Annotated in this window: 13 protein-coding genes and 2 tRNA genes; 12 read left to right on the top strand and 3 right to left on the bottom strand. The window is 68.3% G+C overall.

Annotated features, from left to right (window positions below; genetic code table 11):
- Positions 1–56: 56 nt before the first annotated feature.
- From ACT6QK_RS02350 to ACT6QK_RS02330, 5 genes are all read left to right on the top strand, one after another.
- Positions 57–527, top strand: coding sequence for a DUF192 domain-containing protein (locus ACT6QK_RS02350; RefSeq protein ID WP_444596219.1), 471 nt, complete (start codon positions 57–59; stop codon positions 525–527).
- A gap of 52 nt (positions 528–579) precedes the next feature.
- A tRNA-Pro gene (locus ACT6QK_RS02345) sits at positions 580–656 on the top strand.
- A gap of 102 nt (positions 657–758) precedes the next feature.
- Entirely contained in the window at positions 759–1,064 is a 306-nt protein-coding gene (locus ACT6QK_RS02340) for an ETC complex I subunit (RefSeq protein ID WP_444596218.1), read from the top strand.
- A gap of 132 nt (positions 1,065–1,196) precedes the next feature.
- Positions 1,197–1,273, top strand: a tRNA-Arg gene (locus ACT6QK_RS02335).
- A 26-nt stretch (positions 1,274–1,299) separates the two neighbouring features.
- The gene (locus ACT6QK_RS02330; protein WP_444596217.1) at positions 1,300–1,563 is read left to right on the top strand and encodes a hypothetical protein; all 264 of its coding nucleotides are present in this window, start codon (positions 1,300–1,302) and stop codon (positions 1,561–1,563) included.
- A gap of 4 nt (positions 1,564–1,567) precedes the next feature.
- Here the strand turns inward: ACT6QK_RS02330 and metC are convergent, their stop codons facing one another.
- Positions 1,568–2,740 carry a cystathionine beta-lyase gene (gene metC / locus ACT6QK_RS02325; RefSeq protein WP_444596216.1) on the bottom strand — a complete coding sequence of 391 codons (1,173 nt, stop codon included), beginning with the start codon at positions 2,738–2,740 and terminating at the stop codon, positions 1,568–1,570.
- Positions 2,741–2,848: 108 nt separating this feature from the next.
- On the opposite strand from metC, the gene ACT6QK_RS02320 reads away from it, so the two are divergent.
- Positions 2,849–3,973, top strand: a complete 1,125-nt coding sequence (locus tag ACT6QK_RS02320; RefSeq protein WP_444596215.1) for an amino acid ABC transporter substrate-binding protein — start codon at positions 2,849–2,851, stop codon at positions 3,971–3,973.
- Positions 3,974–4,044: 71 nt separating this feature from the next.
- Positions 4,045–5,367 (top strand): dicarboxylate/amino acid:cation symporter, encoded by a 1,323-nt coding sequence (locus ACT6QK_RS02315; RefSeq protein ID WP_444596214.1) that lies wholly within the window; start codon positions 4,045–4,047, stop codon positions 5,365–5,367.
- Positions 5,368–5,385: 18 nt separating this feature from the next.
- On the opposite strand, the gene sseA is transcribed toward ACT6QK_RS02315, so the two are convergent.
- Positions 5,386–6,216: a 3-mercaptopyruvate sulfurtransferase gene (gene sseA / locus ACT6QK_RS02310; RefSeq protein ID WP_444596213.1), complete on the bottom strand. Its 831-nt coding sequence runs from the start codon at positions 6,214–6,216 to the stop codon at positions 5,386–5,388.
- On the opposite strand from sseA, the gene ACT6QK_RS02305 reads away from it, so the two are divergent.
- Complete coding sequence (locus ACT6QK_RS02305; protein ID WP_444596212.1) at positions 6,216–7,778, top strand: cryptochrome/photolyase family protein; 1,563 nt, start codon at positions 6,216–6,218, stop codon at positions 7,776–7,778. The two genes, sseA and ACT6QK_RS02305, sit on opposite strands and share 1 nt — an antisense overlap.
- Here ACT6QK_RS02305 and ACT6QK_RS02300 read toward each other — a convergent pair whose 3' ends face one another.
- Complete coding sequence (locus tag ACT6QK_RS02300; RefSeq protein ID WP_444596211.1) at positions 7,779–9,242, bottom strand: cryptochrome/photolyase family protein; 1,464 nt, start codon at positions 9,240–9,242, stop codon at positions 7,779–7,781.
- 92 nt (positions 9,243–9,334) lie between these two features.
- On the opposite strand from ACT6QK_RS02300, the gene kdsA reads away from it, so the two are divergent.
- Genes kdsA through ACT6QK_RS02280 form a run of 4 tightly spaced genes read left to right on the top strand, consistent with a single transcriptional unit; the run spans position 9,335 to position 13,838 of the window.
- Positions 9,335–10,261 (top strand): 3-deoxy-8-phosphooctulonate synthase, encoded by a 927-nt coding sequence (gene kdsA / locus ACT6QK_RS02295; protein ID WP_444596244.1) that lies wholly within the window; start codon positions 9,335–9,337, stop codon positions 10,259–10,261.
- A gap of 18 nt (positions 10,262–10,279) precedes the next feature.
- Positions 10,280–11,728, top strand: a complete 1,449-nt coding sequence (gene rfaE2 / locus ACT6QK_RS02290) for a D-glycero-beta-D-manno-heptose 1-phosphate adenylyltransferase (RefSeq protein WP_444596210.1) — start codon at positions 10,280–10,282, stop codon at positions 11,726–11,728.
- Positions 11,725–12,726 (top strand): ADP-glyceromanno-heptose 6-epimerase, encoded by a 1,002-nt coding sequence (gene rfaD, locus ACT6QK_RS02285; protein WP_444596209.1) that lies wholly within the window; start codon positions 11,725–11,727, stop codon positions 12,724–12,726. The genes rfaE2 and rfaD overlap by 4 nt, the downstream gene beginning before the upstream one ends.
- On the top strand, positions 12,723–13,838 hold the full coding sequence (locus tag ACT6QK_RS02280; protein WP_444596208.1) for a DUF3089 domain-containing protein: 1,116 nt from the start codon (positions 12,723–12,725) through the stop codon (positions 13,836–13,838). The genes rfaD and ACT6QK_RS02280 overlap by 4 nt, the downstream gene beginning before the upstream one ends.
- Positions 13,839–13,912: the final 74 nt, after the last annotated feature.

Here is a 13,912-nt window from a genome sequence, read left to right as displayed (position 1 = left end):
GATTGACAGGGGGGCGAGAGAGCGGGTTCGATGGAGGCCTTCCCGGAGCCAAGCCCATGCCCCTGTCGCGACGCCTGTTTGTCGGCCTTATGCTGCTGGCCGCCGCCTGCGCGCCCAAGCCGCCGGTCGATGCGGCCGGCCGTCCCCTCGAGCCCCTGACCGTCGTCACATCCAGCGGACGGCATGACTTCCTTGTCGAGATCGCCGATGACGAGCCGGAGCGCCAGAAGGGGCTGATGTTCCGACCGCCGCTTGCCGACGATCGCGGCATGTTGTTCCAGTTCGAGGCGCCGGCGGAACAGTCCTTCTGGATGAAGAACACGCCCAGCTCGCTGGACATCGTCTATGTCGCCGCCGACGGTCGTATCGTCTCCATCGCCCACAACGCCACGCCCTTTTCGGAGCAGCCGTTGCCGTCCTATGGCGCGGCCAAGGGGGTGCTGGAGGTCAGAGCAGGGCGGATGACCGAGATCGGCGCCAAGGCCGGCGACAGGGTCGAGCACCCCTTCTTCGGCAATTGGCCATAGATTTGCGGATTGGGGTTTGCGGCGGCTGACCGAACGTGGCAAATCCCGCCGCCGGAGTGTAGCGCAGCCTGGTAGCGCATCTGGTTTGGGACCAGAGGGTCGGAGGTTCGAATCCTCTCACTCCGACCATGATTTTAGTGGCGCTATGCTCGCGACGCGGTCGCTCGCGGCTTGAGCGCCGGGATCGGCGAGGCGCCCGGAGCGCTTCTTCGATGTGGAGCGAGAACTGTCATGCTGGCCCGTATCTATCGCCCCGCCAAGACCGCCATGCAGTCCGGCAAGGCCAAGTCGAAGGATTGGCGGCTGGAGTTCGAGCCGGCTTCCGCCCGCACCATCGACCCTCTCATGGGCTGGACCGGGTCGGCGGACATGAACGGACAGGTCCGGCTGACCTTCGAGACGCGCGACGAGGCCATCGCCTATGCCGAGCGGCACGGCATCCCCTTCCGACTGCACGAGCCCCAGGACCCGCCGCTGATCCTCAAGGCCTATGCCGACAACTTCGCCACCAACCGCAAACAGTCCTGGACGCATTAAATCAGGAAGAGGGGGCGGCCGCTCGCGACGCGGTCGCTCCGCGACTTGAGCCCGTCTCTCAGGGTTTGGCCCTTTGCCCAGCCCATTTTGCTTTGCGGCCCGCCGCGCCTCGCACTAGTTAGGCCCCTCTTCGCGCCCATAGCTCAACCGGATAGAGCATCCGCCTTCTAAGCGGACGGTTGCAGGTTCGAGTCCTGCTGGGCGCGCCACGGCTTTTGCAGATGGGAACGCCGCCATGACCGAACCGAAGCGACAAGTTCTCCAAGGCCGTATCAAGCTGGACGGCAAGACGTTCACGAACGTGGATTTCCAGAAGGCGGAGCTGGTCTATGAAGGCGGCGCTCCGCCACATGTCATCGACTGCACCTTCTCGGAGGCCACGTTCGCCTTCACCGGCGCGGCCGGCAACACGACCAACTTCCTGCGCGCGATGCTGAGGCCGCAGAGCAACATGCGTCAGGTGGTGCTGGGCCTGATGCCGGAAATCCAGCAAAACTGACGGGTCAGCCGACGGCGACCCGCCAGGCTGCGAGACCGAGCTCGAGATCCGCGACCAGGTCCGCGGGGTCTTCAAGACCGATGTGCAGACGGATCAACTCTCCCTCCATCATAGGCGGCGTCTGACGGAATGGCAGTTGCCCGGTCTCATGCGTGGCCAGGCTCTCGAACCCGCCCCAGGACCAGCCGAGACCGAACAGGGTCAGGGCGTCGAGGAAGGCATGGGCGGACGCCTCGTCGCCGCCTTTCATGACGAGCCCCATGATCGAGGCGGCGCCCGAATAGTCTCGCGTCCAAAGCACGTGGGCCGGATCCGTCGGCAGGGGCGGATAGAGGACGCGGGCGACCTCGGGCCGGCCCTGGAGCCACTGGGCGACGCGCAATCCGGACCGGCCTTGCTCCCCGTAGCGCAGCGGCAGGGTGCGCAGACCTCTCAGGGCCAGCCAGGCGTCATCGGGCGAGACGTGCCAGCCCAGATCCTCGATCGTCGCCTCGATCTGGCGACCAAGGGCGGGGTCCGAAACGGCCACGGCGCCCATCAGCACGTCCGAGTGTCCGGAGGCGTATTTGGTCAGAGCCTGAACGCTGACGTCCACGCCATGGGCCAGAGGCTTGAACGCCAGTCCCGCAGCCCAGGTGTTGTCCATGACCGTCAGCACCCCGCGCGCCCGGGCGGCGGCGGCCAGGGCGGGGACGTCCAGAATCTCGAAGGTCAGGGACGTCGGCGATTCGATCAGGATCAGCCGCGTGCGCTCGCCGATTAGGTCCGCGACGGCCCCGGCGTCGGCCCCGGCCGGGTGATAGACGGTCGTCACGCCTCGCGCGGCCATCCAGCGGGACAGGAACCGGCGGCTGGGGCCGTAGAGGGCGTCGGTGGCGATGACGTCGTCGCCGGGCCGCAGCAGGGCCAGAAGCGGCACGGTCACGGCGGCCAGCCCCGAGGGGACGATCCAGGCGTCTGAAGCGCACTCCAGGTCGGCCACAGCGGACCGCAGGGCCCGGGCCGCAGACCCGCCGTCCAGGCCATAGGTCGGTCCCAGGGCCGGGTCGCGCATGGAGGCCGCGCTGTCGCTGAGCATGGTGGACGCTCGTTCGATCGGCGGACTGACCGGCCGACGACCTCCGCCGCGCTTCGTGGCGCCGGAAATCAGTCGGGTGCGGTCTGTCGGAGCGGCCATGGGTCGATTCGTTGAGGCGAGTGGTCGAGAACGGGTTGCGGATCGCCCTCCAAAGGCGTCAAAAAGCCCTGTGGTGCAAGCGTGGGGGCGCAGGCGGCGAGGCGAGGCATGGGCTCGAAAGCGGCGATGCGCGAGAGGGTGACGGGATGGCGGGCGGCGGCGGGCGTGTTCGCCTGCGCGGCTGTCCTGAGCGGCTGCGACGATCGCAAGGCCGAACCCGGCGTCCCGGACGCCGGCGCGCCGCCCCCGGCCGCCCAGACCGGCGCCCGGGCCAGTGCGACCCTCGCGGCCGTCCGGCAGCGCGGCTACCTGCGCTGCGGCGTGCATCAGGGACTGGTCGGGTTCGCGGTCCAGGACAATCGCGGCCAGTGGCGTGGGTTCGACATCGACTTCTGTCGCGCCATGGCGGCCGCCATCTTCGGCGACGCTGAGCGGGCGCGATTCACCCCCCTGACGGCCGAGACCCGATACGACGCCCTGGCCTCCGACCAGATCGACGTCCTGTGGCGCAACAGCTCCTGGACCATGACCAAGGATACCGAGGGGCGCTTCGCCTTCGCCGGGATCAACTACTACGACGGCCAGGGCTTCCTGGTCCGGCGCTCTCTGGATCTGAACTCGGCGTCCGAGCTGAACGGCGCGCGAATCTGCGTGGCGTCGGGATCGACCAGCGCGCTCAATCTCGCGGACGATTTCCGGTCGCGCGGACTGGCCTATACCCCCGTCGTCGCCCCGAACGAGGAGGCGGCGCGGTCTGCCTATGCACGGGAGGACTGCGACGCCTTCAGCGCCGACATCTCGGCCCTGGCCGCGGCGCGAACCACCCTGTCCGACCCGCAGCAGCACGCCATCCTGGCCGACATCGTCTCCAAGGAGCCCCTGGGCCCGGTGACGCGCCGTGGCGACGAACAGTGGACGGCCCTGGTGCGCTGGACCCTGAACGCCGTCATCCTGGCCGAGGAATTGGGTGTCACCCGCGACAACGTAAGATCCCTCGCGAAGGACAGCCGCGACCCGCGCGTGCGGCGTCTGCTGGGACTGGAGAGCGATTTCGGGGCGCCTCTTGGGCTGTCGAAGACCTGGGCGGCCTCTGCTATCGGGGCCGTGGGAAACTACGGCGAGATCTTCGACCGGAACCTGGGACCGCAATCGCCTCTCGACCTGACGCGCGGGTTGAATGCACAATGGAACGCGCGTTCCGGCGGACTGATCTACGGCCTGCCCGTGCGCTGAGACTGAACCGGCCGGCCGGGGGGCTGATCCCGTTCGAGCGTTCGTGACGATTTTCCGCCCGAGGGGGACGAATGACTGAGACCAAACCCGGCAAGCTGCCGCTTCACTGGCTGATGCTGATCGGCTTCCTCGTCGGCCTGGGCGGGGGACTGTTCGTTCACCTGAGCTTCGGTGCGGAAGCTCCCTGGGTGGTCTGGCTGACGTCCAACGTCACCGGCCCGATCGGGCAGATATTCCTGCGCCTGCTGTTCATGATGGTCATTCCCCTGCTGTTCTCGGCCCTCGTGGTCGGGGTGGCGGAGATGGGCGACCTCAAGAGCCTCGGCCGGGCGGGGATCAAGACCCTGCTGCTGACGGTCGTCGTGTCCGCCATCGCCGTCGTGATCGGCCTGGTTATGGTCAACGTCTTCCGACCCGGTGCGGGCGTGGACCCGATTCTCGCCGCACAGTTGCTCGAGACGGGCAGGGAAGGCGCGGCCAATATCGTGGACAAGGCGCCGGAGAGCATCCAGCTCGGCCAGTTCTTCCTGGAGCTGGTGCCGTCCAACTTCTTCACGGCGGCGGCGGAGAACCAGATCCTGCCGGTGATGATCTTCGCCCTGTTCTTCGGCATCGGGCTGGTGATGGCCAAGAGCCCCGCCACCGACCACCTGCAGAAGGGGATCGAGGGCGTCTTCGAGGTCGCGATGAAGCTCATCAACCTCTTCATCAAACTGGCGCCGATCGCCATCGCCTGCCTGATGTTCAATCTGGCCGCCCTGTTCGGCTGGGACCTGCTGGTGCGGCTCGCCGCCTACGTCGGCGTGGCCGTCGGTGCCATGGCGATCCACATGTTCGTCGTCTATCCGCTGGTCGTCTGGCTGGGGGCCGGCATGTCGCCGATGAAGTTCTTCAGGGGCGTGCGCGAGCCGATGGTCGTGGCCTTCTCGACCGCCTCGTCCAACGCCGCCCTGCCGGTCTCGCTGAAGGCGGCGGAAACCCAGCTGGGCCTGCCGCGCAAGATCGCCCGCTTCGTCCTGACCGTCGGCGCCACCGCCAACCAGAACGGCACGGCCCTGTTCGAGGGGGTCACGGTGCTGTTCCTGGCCCAGTTCTTCCAGATCGACCTGACGATCACCCAGCAGATCGTGGTGATGCTGGTCTGCATCCTCGGCGGCGTCGGCACGGCGGGCGTCCCTGCGGGCTCCCTGCCGGTCGTGGCGATGATCCTGGTCATGGTCGGGGTGCCGGCCGAAGGCATCGGCCTGATCCTCGGCGTCGATCGCTTCCTCGACATGTGCCGGACGACTCTGAACGTCACCGGCGACCTGGTCCTGGCTACGGTCGTCTCGCGCGGCGAGAGCGACGACAGCGTGCCTGAGGGGCTGGAAGAACCGACCGCCCCGGCGGTCTGACCCCTGAGGCGGGGCGGTTCAGCCGGTTGCGACCGGAGTGTCGTCCCGCCCGCCCCATTCGGCCCAGGAGCCGTCATAGACGGCGCTGTCGCGGCCCAGCTCGGCCAGGGCCAGGGTCAGGATGGCGGCGGAGACGCCCGAGCCGCAGCTGGTGATGATCGGCTGGTCCAGATCGACCCCGGCTTCGGCGAACCGCGCCGAAAGGGCCTCGCCCCGCAGCAGGACGCCGTCGTCGCTCAACAGCGTCTTGAACGGCAGGTTCAGGGCGCCCGGCATATGGCCCGAGCGCAGGCCCGGGCGCGGCTCTGCCGCCTCGCCCCGAAAGCGGGGCGCCGGGCGGGCGTCCACGATCTGGGCCTCGCCGGTCAGAGCGCCGAGCACGGTCGGCAGGTCGGCGACATCGGAAGCGCGGCGGATCGCGCGGAAGACGGCCGGAACCGGAGCGACGGGCGGCGAACGATCCACCGGTCGACCTTCCGTCAGCCATCTCGGCAGGCCGCCGTCCAGCACCCTCACATCCCGGGCCCCCATCAGGCGGAAGGTCCACCAGACGCGCGGGGCGGAGAACAGGCCCACGGTGTCATAGACGACGACGGTGTCCGTCTCGCTGACGCCCAACTCGCCCGCCGCCGCCGCGAACGCTTCCGGCGTCGGCAGCATGTGGGGCAGGGGGCTGTCGTGATCCGACACCGCCTCCAGATCGAAATGGACCGCGGCGGCAATGCGGGCGGCCTCGAAGTCGGCGCGCGCATCGCGACCGTCCAGATGCCACGAGGCGTCGATGATCCTCAGTCGTGGATCATCCAGATTAGCCGCGAGTTCGTCAGTGGTGATCAGAGGAGAGCGCATTGGCCACCCCTACCACAGCCCGAACGGGCGCGCTGCGACTGGTGCTGGGCGATCAGCTGTCCGACAGCCTCTCGGCGCTGGACGGCCTCGATCCGCAGGCGGATGTCGTGCTGATGGCCGAGGTGCGGGACGAGGCGACCTATGTCCGGCACCACAAGCAGAAGATCGCCCTGACCTTCGCCGCCATGCGCCATTTCGCGGATCGGCTCACGCAGCGCGGCGTGGCGGTCCGCTATGTCCGTATCGACGACCCGGCCAACCGCCATTCCATCGTCGGCGAGATCCAGCGGGCGCTGGAGGAGATCGGCGCGACCTCCGTGGTCATGACCGAATGCGGAGAATGGCGGCTCGCTCAGGCCATCTCGGCTTTCGTCGAATCGTCGCCGATGCCGGTCGAGGTGCGCGAGGACGGCCGGTTCCTGTGTTCGCACGACCGGTTCCGTCGCTGGGCCTCCGGCAAGCGGCAGCTTCGGATGGAGTTCTTCTACCGCGAGATGCGGCGCGAGCAGGGACTGCTGATGGACGGCGATCAGCCGGAGGGCGGCCAGTGGAACTATGACGCCGAGAACCGCAAACGCCTGCCGCGCGACATCCGACCGCCGAAACGGCTGCGGATCGCCCCGGATGCGGTGACCCGCGAGGCCCTGGCCGATGTGGCCCGGCTGTTTCCCGATCATTTCGGCGATCTGGATGATTTCGGCTGGCCGACGACGGCGGAGGCGGCCGAGCAGGTGCTGGCCGACTTCATCGCCGAGATCCTGCCGCGCTTCGGCGACTGGCAGGACGCCATGGCCCACGACCAGCCGTGGATGTGGCACGCCCTGATCTCGACCTCGATCAATCTGGGCCTGATCGACCCCCTGGACGCCTGCCGCCGGGCGGAGGTGGCCTATAGGGACGGCCACGCGCCCCTGAACGCGGTCGAGGGCTTCATTCGCCAGATCCTGGGCTGGCGGGAGTTCGTCCGCGGGATCTACGGGCTGAAGACGCCGGAATACCGGTCCCGCAACTTTCTCGACGCCGACCGAAACCTGCCGTGGGTCTACTGGTCGGGTCAGACCGACATGGCCTGCGTGGCCGATACGGTGAAATCGGCACGCGACCATGCCTATGCCCATCACATCCAGCGGCTGATGGTGACCGGCAATCTGGCCATGCTGCTGGGGGTCCACCCGGATCAGGTCGACGACTGGTACATGGTGGTCTTCGCCGACGCTTACGAGTGGGTGGAGATGCCCAATACCCGGGGCATGGCGACCTTTGCCGATGGCGGCATCGTCGGCTCCAAACCCTATGCGGCTTCAGGGGCCTATATCGACCGGATGAGCGACTACTGCGGCGGCTGCCGGTATGACGTGAAAGCCAGGACGGGGGAGGGGGCCTGTCCCTTCAACCGGCTCTATTGGGGATTTCTGGAGCGCAATCGGGCGAGACTGCGCGACAACCCGCGACTGGCCATGCCCTATCGGACGCTGGACGGTTTCGGCGAAGAGAAGCGGAAGGCGTTGCTGGATGAGGCCGAGGCCTGTCGGCTCCTGCTCGGCGCGACGCCGATAGAGTGATCAGTCGTCCCCGCGCGACGCCGACACGACCTTCAGCGCCGCCAGCGCCCGGTCCCGAGCCTCGCCATGATCGACGATGGGCCGGGGATAGTCGGTCCCCAGGCGAACACCCGCAGCGCGCAGGATTTCGGGCGGCGCTGTCCAGGGCGCATGCAGCCATTTGTCGTTGAGGCCGCGGAGCTCCGGAACCCAGCGCCGGACGTAGGCGCCCGAGGCGTCGAACTTCTCGCCTTGGGCAGTCGGGTTGAAGATGCGGAAATATGGGGCGGCGTCGGCGCCGGAACCCGCCACCCACTGCCAGTTCTGCGCATTGGAGGCCAGGTCGGCGTCCACCAGCGTGTCCCAGAACCAGGCCTCGCCTCGCCGCCAGTCCACCAGCAGATCCTTGATGAGGAAGGAGGCCACGATCATGCGCACGCGATTGTGCATCCAGCCCGTGGTCCAGAGTTGGCGCATGCCGGCGTCCACGATGGGATAGCCCGTGAGGCCCTTCGTCCAGGCCCGGAACCCGGCCTCGTCGTCCCGCCAGGGGAAGGCCTCGTATTCCGGCCGGAAGGCGCGATCGGGCAAGGTCGGGAAATGGTGCAGCAGATGGGCCGAGAACTCCCGCCAGCCGATCTCCGCCACGAACTTCTCCGCCTCGGCGGCCGGAACCTTGCCGTGGGCGGCTGCGTCGCGCGCTGTCTGAACAGCGCGCCAGGGCGAGATTTCGCCCCAGTGCAGGTGGGGCGACAGGCGGCTGCACCCGGGCTCCGAGGGATGATCTCGTCCCTTGCCATAGGTCTTCAGTCCGCCTGCGATGAAGCGCGACAGGGCTTCGGTCGCCCCCGCCTCGCCCGGCGTCCAGTCGAAGCCGCCGGACCAGTCGGGACGCATCGGATGCAGTCCCCAGTCGTCGATGTCGTCGCTGGCGACCTTGGACGCACCCGACATGTCGCGCGGACCGAGGGTGTGGGGCGGCGGTTCGGCCTGAGCCAGCAGGGCCTTCAGAAACGGGGTGAAGACCTTGTAGGGCCCGCCGGAGCCGTTCAGCACCGATCCCGGGCGGGTCAGCAGCGCGCCGTTGTAGCCCTGGCATTCCACGCCCTCGGCCTTCAGTGCATGGGCGATGTCGGCGTCGCGGGTGAAGCCCTCGGACTCGAACAGACGGTTCATGTAGACGGCGTCGGCGCCGGTCTGGTCGATCAGGCGGCGCAACTCGGTCTCAGAGTCGCCCCGCCTCAGGATCAGGCGTCCGCCCCGCTCCGCCAGCGATGCGGCCAGCGCCCGCAAGGACTTGTCCAGCCACCACAGGGACGCCGCGCCCGAGGCCCGTCCACACTGGGCGGGGTCGAGCACATAGAGGCACAGGACAGGCCGCCCGGTCGCGAACGCCCGCTCCAGCGCGGGGTTGTCGTGCAGGCGCAGGTCGCGCCGAAACCACAGGATGACGGGCGCCTTGCTGGTTCGGGCCGTTGTGGTCACGCGCGCTCTCTCCGTGATAACTTGAATCAGTCGGCGAGACACGCCACCTGAACGCCCCATAGTCGCGGCAGAAGCCGCCCCGTCCAGATCGAATTCGGCCTCCGAGGCCAAGACCCGATCGCCAGAGAAGGTTCCCGCCCGTGAGCGCACCCAACGCCGTCATCACCCTGTCCGGCAACGGCATCCAGACGCCGGTCGTCATCGGCGGCGGCGCTCGCATCGCCTTCATCGCCGGCCCCTGCCAGATGGAGAGCCGCCAGCATGCTCTGGAAACGGCTCACGCCCTGAAGGAGATCGGCCAGCGGCTGAACGTCGGGATCATCTACAAGACCAGTTTCGACAAGGCCAACCGCACCAGCGCCACCGCGGCGCGCGGCATTGGCCTGAAGGACGCCCTGCCCATCTTCGCCGAGATCCGCGAGGTCACCGGCCTGCCGACCCTGACCGACGTCCATTCCGAGGCGCATTGCGTGCCGGTGGGCGAGGTCGTGGACGTGCTGCAGATTCCCGCTTTCCTCAGCCGCCAGACCGACCTCCTGCTGGCCGCCGCCGCCACCGGCCGGGCCGTCAACATCAAGAAGGGCCAGTTCCTGGCCCCTTGGGACATGAAGAACGTCGTCGCCAAGGTCACGGGCGCGGGCAATCCGAACGTCATGGCCTGCGAGCGGGGCGCCAGCTTCGGCTACAACACCCTGGTCTCGGACATGCGGGCTCTGCCGGTCCTGCGCGACATCGGCTGCCCGGTCGTGTTCGACGCGACCCATTCCGTCCAGCAACCGGGCGGGCAGGGGACCTCCTCGGGCGGCCAGCGCGAGTTTGTGCCGGTCCTCGCGCGCGCCGCCGTGGCCGTGGGCGTGGACGCCGTCTTCATCGAGACCCACCCCGATCCCGACCACGCCCCGTCGGACGGCCCCAACATGGTGCCGCTGGACCAGTTCGAAGCCTTGGCCGCCGAGTTGATCGCCTATGACGACCTGACAAAGTCGCGCATGCAGGTCCGGCTTTCCGGGGCCGCCTGAATCCGATAGGCCGGACGCATGGCGGATCACGCACTGAACCTGGGCGAGTTGCAGAGGCTGCTGGACGACGCACGGGGCCGCTCGGTCGCCTGTGTCGGCGACCTGATGCTGGACCGCTACGTCTATGGCGAGGTCAGCCGCGTCTCGCCCGAGGCCCCGATCCCGGTCCTGAAAACCCAGCGGACCGTCGTCATGCCCGGCGGCGTGGGCAATGTGGCCCGTAACGTCGCCGCATTGGGCGGTCGCGCGCGGCTCGGCGCCGTCACGGGACAGGATGCGGCCGGCGACAGCCTGGCCGAGCTGGTCGCGGCGGAGGCTGATATCGAGGATTTTATCGCTCGCCCCGCTGATGCGACGACGACTGTGAAGACCCGCTACGTGGCTTCCGGACAGCAGCTGCTGCGCCAGGACGACGAGGCGCCCGCGAAGGCCGCCTTCGATGGGAATGACGTTTTTTCAGACGCTTCCGTCATTCTTCTTTCTGACTATGCCAAGGGCGTGATCGATGATCCGGTGATCGAGGCGGCCCTGAAGTCCGGCGCCCCGGTGGTGGTGGATCCGAAGGGCAGGGACTTTGCTCGATACGGCGCGGTCGCCGTCATCAAGCCCAACGCCTCTGAACTCGCGGGCGCCACCGGCCTGCCGGTCGGGACCGACGCCGAGATCGAAACGGCCCTGGCGGCTCTGCTGGACGCCACGACCGCCGAGGCTATCGTCGTCACGCGCGCCGGCAAGGGCATGTCCCTGGCGCGGCGCGGCGGCGGCGTGCAGCATTTCCCCGGCCGGGCGCGCGAGGTGTTCGACGTTTCCGGCGCCGGCGACACCTGTATGGCGGCCTTGGGACTTGCGCTCGCCGCCGGCCGTTCGCTGGAGGACGCCGTGCGGTTCGCCATCCTCGCCTCGGGCGTGGTGGTGGCCAAGAGCGGCACCGCCGTGGTCACGCCACAGGAACTGATTGAGGCCGAGATGAGCCAGCACGCCTCGCTGGCCTATGCGAAGGTGTCGCCGGTCGATGAACTGGCCGCCGAGGTCGAGGGGTGGCGGCGACAGGGGCTGCGCGTCGGCTTCACCAACGGCTGTTTCGACATCCTGCATCGCGGTCACGTCGCCTATCTGGCCCAGGCGCGGGGATGGTGCGACCGGCTGGTGGTGGCCCTGAACACCGACGCCTCGGTGCGGCGGCTGAAGGGGGAGGGACGTCCCGTCAACGATCTGGACAGCCGCGCCGCCGTCATCGGCGGACTGGCCAGCGTGGACCGCGTGACGGCCTTCGACGATCCGACGCCCATCGCCCTGATCGAGCGGCTGCGGCCCGACGTTCTGGTCAAGGGCGCGGACTACACGCGCGAGGGCGTGGTCGGCGGCGATCTGGTCGAGAGCTGGGGCGGAGAGGTCCGGCTGGCGACGTTCGAGGACGGCTATTCCACCACCCGCACCATCGCCAAGCTGGCCGGAGAGACGGCATGAGCCGACGCATGATCGTCGTCACCGGCGGGGCGGGCTTCATCGGCTCCAACGTCGTCGCCCGGCTGGCGGCCGAGGACCATTACGACATCGTCGTCTGCGACCGCCTGGGCTCGGCCGACGACGCCAAGTGGAAGAACCTGGTCAAGCATGCCGTGGCCGACTTCTGGCTGCCGGAAGAGCTTTTCCACCGCCTGAACCGCCACGCCGACGCCATCGAGGCCGTGGTTCATATGGGCGCCGTCTCGGCGACGACCGAGCCGGACGCGGACCTGATCCTGCGCACCAACTTCACTCTGTCGCGCGACCTGTGGGACTGGTGCGTCGCGCACGACACGCGGCTGATCTACGCCTCTTCGGCCGCGACCTATGGCGATGGCGATCAGGGCTTCGACGATGACGACAGCGCCGAGGGCCTCGCCGCCCTTCGTCCGCTCAACGCCTATGGCTATTCCAAGCTGCTGTTCGATCAGTACGCGGTGCGTCAGGCCGGTCGCGGCCATGCGCCGCCGCAATGGGCGGGGCTGAAATTCTTCAACGTCTATGGCCCCAACGAGGGTCACAAGGGCGGGATGAAGTCGGTGATCGCCGGCATCTGGCCGAGCGTGGCGGCGGGCCAGACGGTGACCCTGTTCCGCTCGCACCGGCCCGACTATGCCGACGGCGGCCAGATGCGTGACTTTGTCTTCGTCGACGATGTGGTCGACATCATCGCCTGGCTGCTGACGGCGCCGCAGGTGTCGGGGATCTACAACGCCGGATCGGGCCGGGCGCGGTCCTTCCTCGACCTGGCCCACGCGACCTTCGCGGCGGCAGGGATTGAGCCCAGCGTCGCCTATATCGACACGCCCGAGGCCATCCGCGAGCGCTATCAGTACTTCACCGAGGCTCGCATGGACCGCCTCCGCGCCGCCGGATACCCGGGTCAATCCACGCCGTTGGAAGAGGGGGTCCGCCGCTACGTCCAGGACTTCCTGAGCCGCCCGGACCCGTATCGATGAGAGGGCCGCGCCTGACCTTCCGCCAGTGGGTCGGCTGGTGCGGATTCTTCCTCGTTTTCCTGATTACAGTGGCGACCTTCGTCTGGCGCAGCGACATCCGCATCGCCGCCATGGACCCCCAGACGCCGTTCCAGACCTATACCCCGCCGTCCGCGCCGGACTACGCCCGGTCGTCGGCCTGGGCGCTGAGGGATGCCCGGCTGAGCAATTCCGGTCCGGCCGCGATCTTCTTCGTCCATTCCACGACCTTCGACGCTCCCCGCGCCTGGAACGCCCCGATTGGCGACCCGGCGGCCGACGCCTATCTGGCCCGTGTCGTCCTGCCCAACTACGCCGGGCCGTTCGCGCCGCTGGGGGGCGTCAGCGCGCCCCGCTATCGGCAGGCCAGCCTCTACACTCGCCTGACCCTGCGCCGCGACGCCCGCGACGCGCGCGCCTTCGCCTATCGCGATATAGAGGCGGCGTTCGAGCAGTGGCTGAAGGCTCACCCCGACGGCCCGATCATTCTCGCTGGGGTGGAGCAGGGCGCCGAGCTTCTGGATCGGCTGGTGCGGGACCGGGTGGCCCCTGATGCGGCCCTGAGGCGACGTCTGGTGTCGGTCTATCTGCTGGACGCCATCGTGGCTGCGGATCGCTTGGCGCCCGAGACACCGGCCTGCCACGACCGGGTTCAGGTCGGCTGCGTCGTGGGCTGGTCTCAGGTGGGAGACGACGATGACGGCGCCGCGGCGCGACGTTTCCGCCGGGCCCTGGTGTGGAACGATCGAGATCGGCTTGAGGATCTGGCCGACCGCCGTGCGCTCTGCGTCAATCCGGTGACGGGGGACGACGGTCCAGAGCGCGCCGACGCCCGTCGTCATCGCGGCGGCGCCAACGCGACAGGGCTGGAATGGTCGGTGAGGCCTGCCATCCTGGACCGGCAGGTGTCCAGCCAGTGCCGTGACGGCTTGCTGCGCCACAGCGCCGCGACCGCTGAATCCTTCAGCAATCGTGGCAGTTGGGCCGACCGCCGCAAGGCGCGGCCCTATAATCTGTTCTATGCGGACATTGAGGGGGATGCGCAGACGCGTCTGGCCGCCTGGACGCAGCGACAGACCGCAGCGGGGCGGTAGTTCAGGCCAGAAACGACTTAGCAGATCGTCCCATCCATTTATCGCCTAAGATATATTATGCGAAATACATGGGC

Origin of the sequence: Brevundimonas sp. (genome assembly GCF_052436175.1) — a bacterium.
GTDB lineage: Bacteria > Pseudomonadota > Alphaproteobacteria > Caulobacterales > Caulobacteraceae > Brevundimonas.
Note: the sequence above shows the minus strand (reverse complement) of the source record. Positions and strands in the feature narration are given on the sequence as shown.

Bases quoted from the DNA above. Each gene is read 5' to 3' on its own strand.
- ACT6QK_RS02350 (WP_444596219.1), top strand. From the start codon at position 57: ATGCCCCTGTCGCGACGCCTGTTTGTCGGCCTTATGCTGCTGGCCGCC.
- ACT6QK_RS02340 (WP_444596218.1), top strand. From the start codon at position 759: ATGCTGGCCCGTATCTATCGCCCCGCCAAGACCGCCATGCAGTCCGGC.
- ACT6QK_RS02330 (WP_444596217.1), top strand. From the start codon at position 1,300: ATGACCGAACCGAAGCGACAAGTTCTCCAAGGCCGTATCAAGCTGGAC.
- metC (WP_444596216.1), bottom strand. From the start codon at position 2,740: ATGGCCGCTCCGACAGACCGCACCCGACTGATTTCCGGCGCCACGAAG.
- ACT6QK_RS02320 (WP_444596215.1), top strand. From the start codon at position 2,849: ATGGGCTCGAAAGCGGCGATGCGCGAGAGGGTGACGGGATGGCGGGCG.
- ACT6QK_RS02315 (WP_444596214.1), top strand. From the start codon at position 4,045: ATGACTGAGACCAAACCCGGCAAGCTGCCGCTTCACTGGCTGATGCTG.
- sseA (WP_444596213.1), bottom strand. From the start codon at position 6,216: ATGCGCTCTCCTCTGATCACCACTGACGAACTCGCGGCTAATCTGGAT.
- rfaE2 (WP_444596210.1), top strand. From the start codon at position 10,280: ATGGCGGATCACGCACTGAACCTGGGCGAGTTGCAGAGGCTGCTGGAC.
- rfaD (WP_444596209.1), top strand. From the start codon at position 11,725: ATGAGCCGACGCATGATCGTCGTCACCGGCGGGGCGGGCTTCATCGGC.
- ACT6QK_RS02280 (WP_444596208.1), top strand. From the start codon at position 12,723: ATGAGAGGGCCGCGCCTGACCTTCCGCCAGTGGGTCGGCTGGTGCGGA.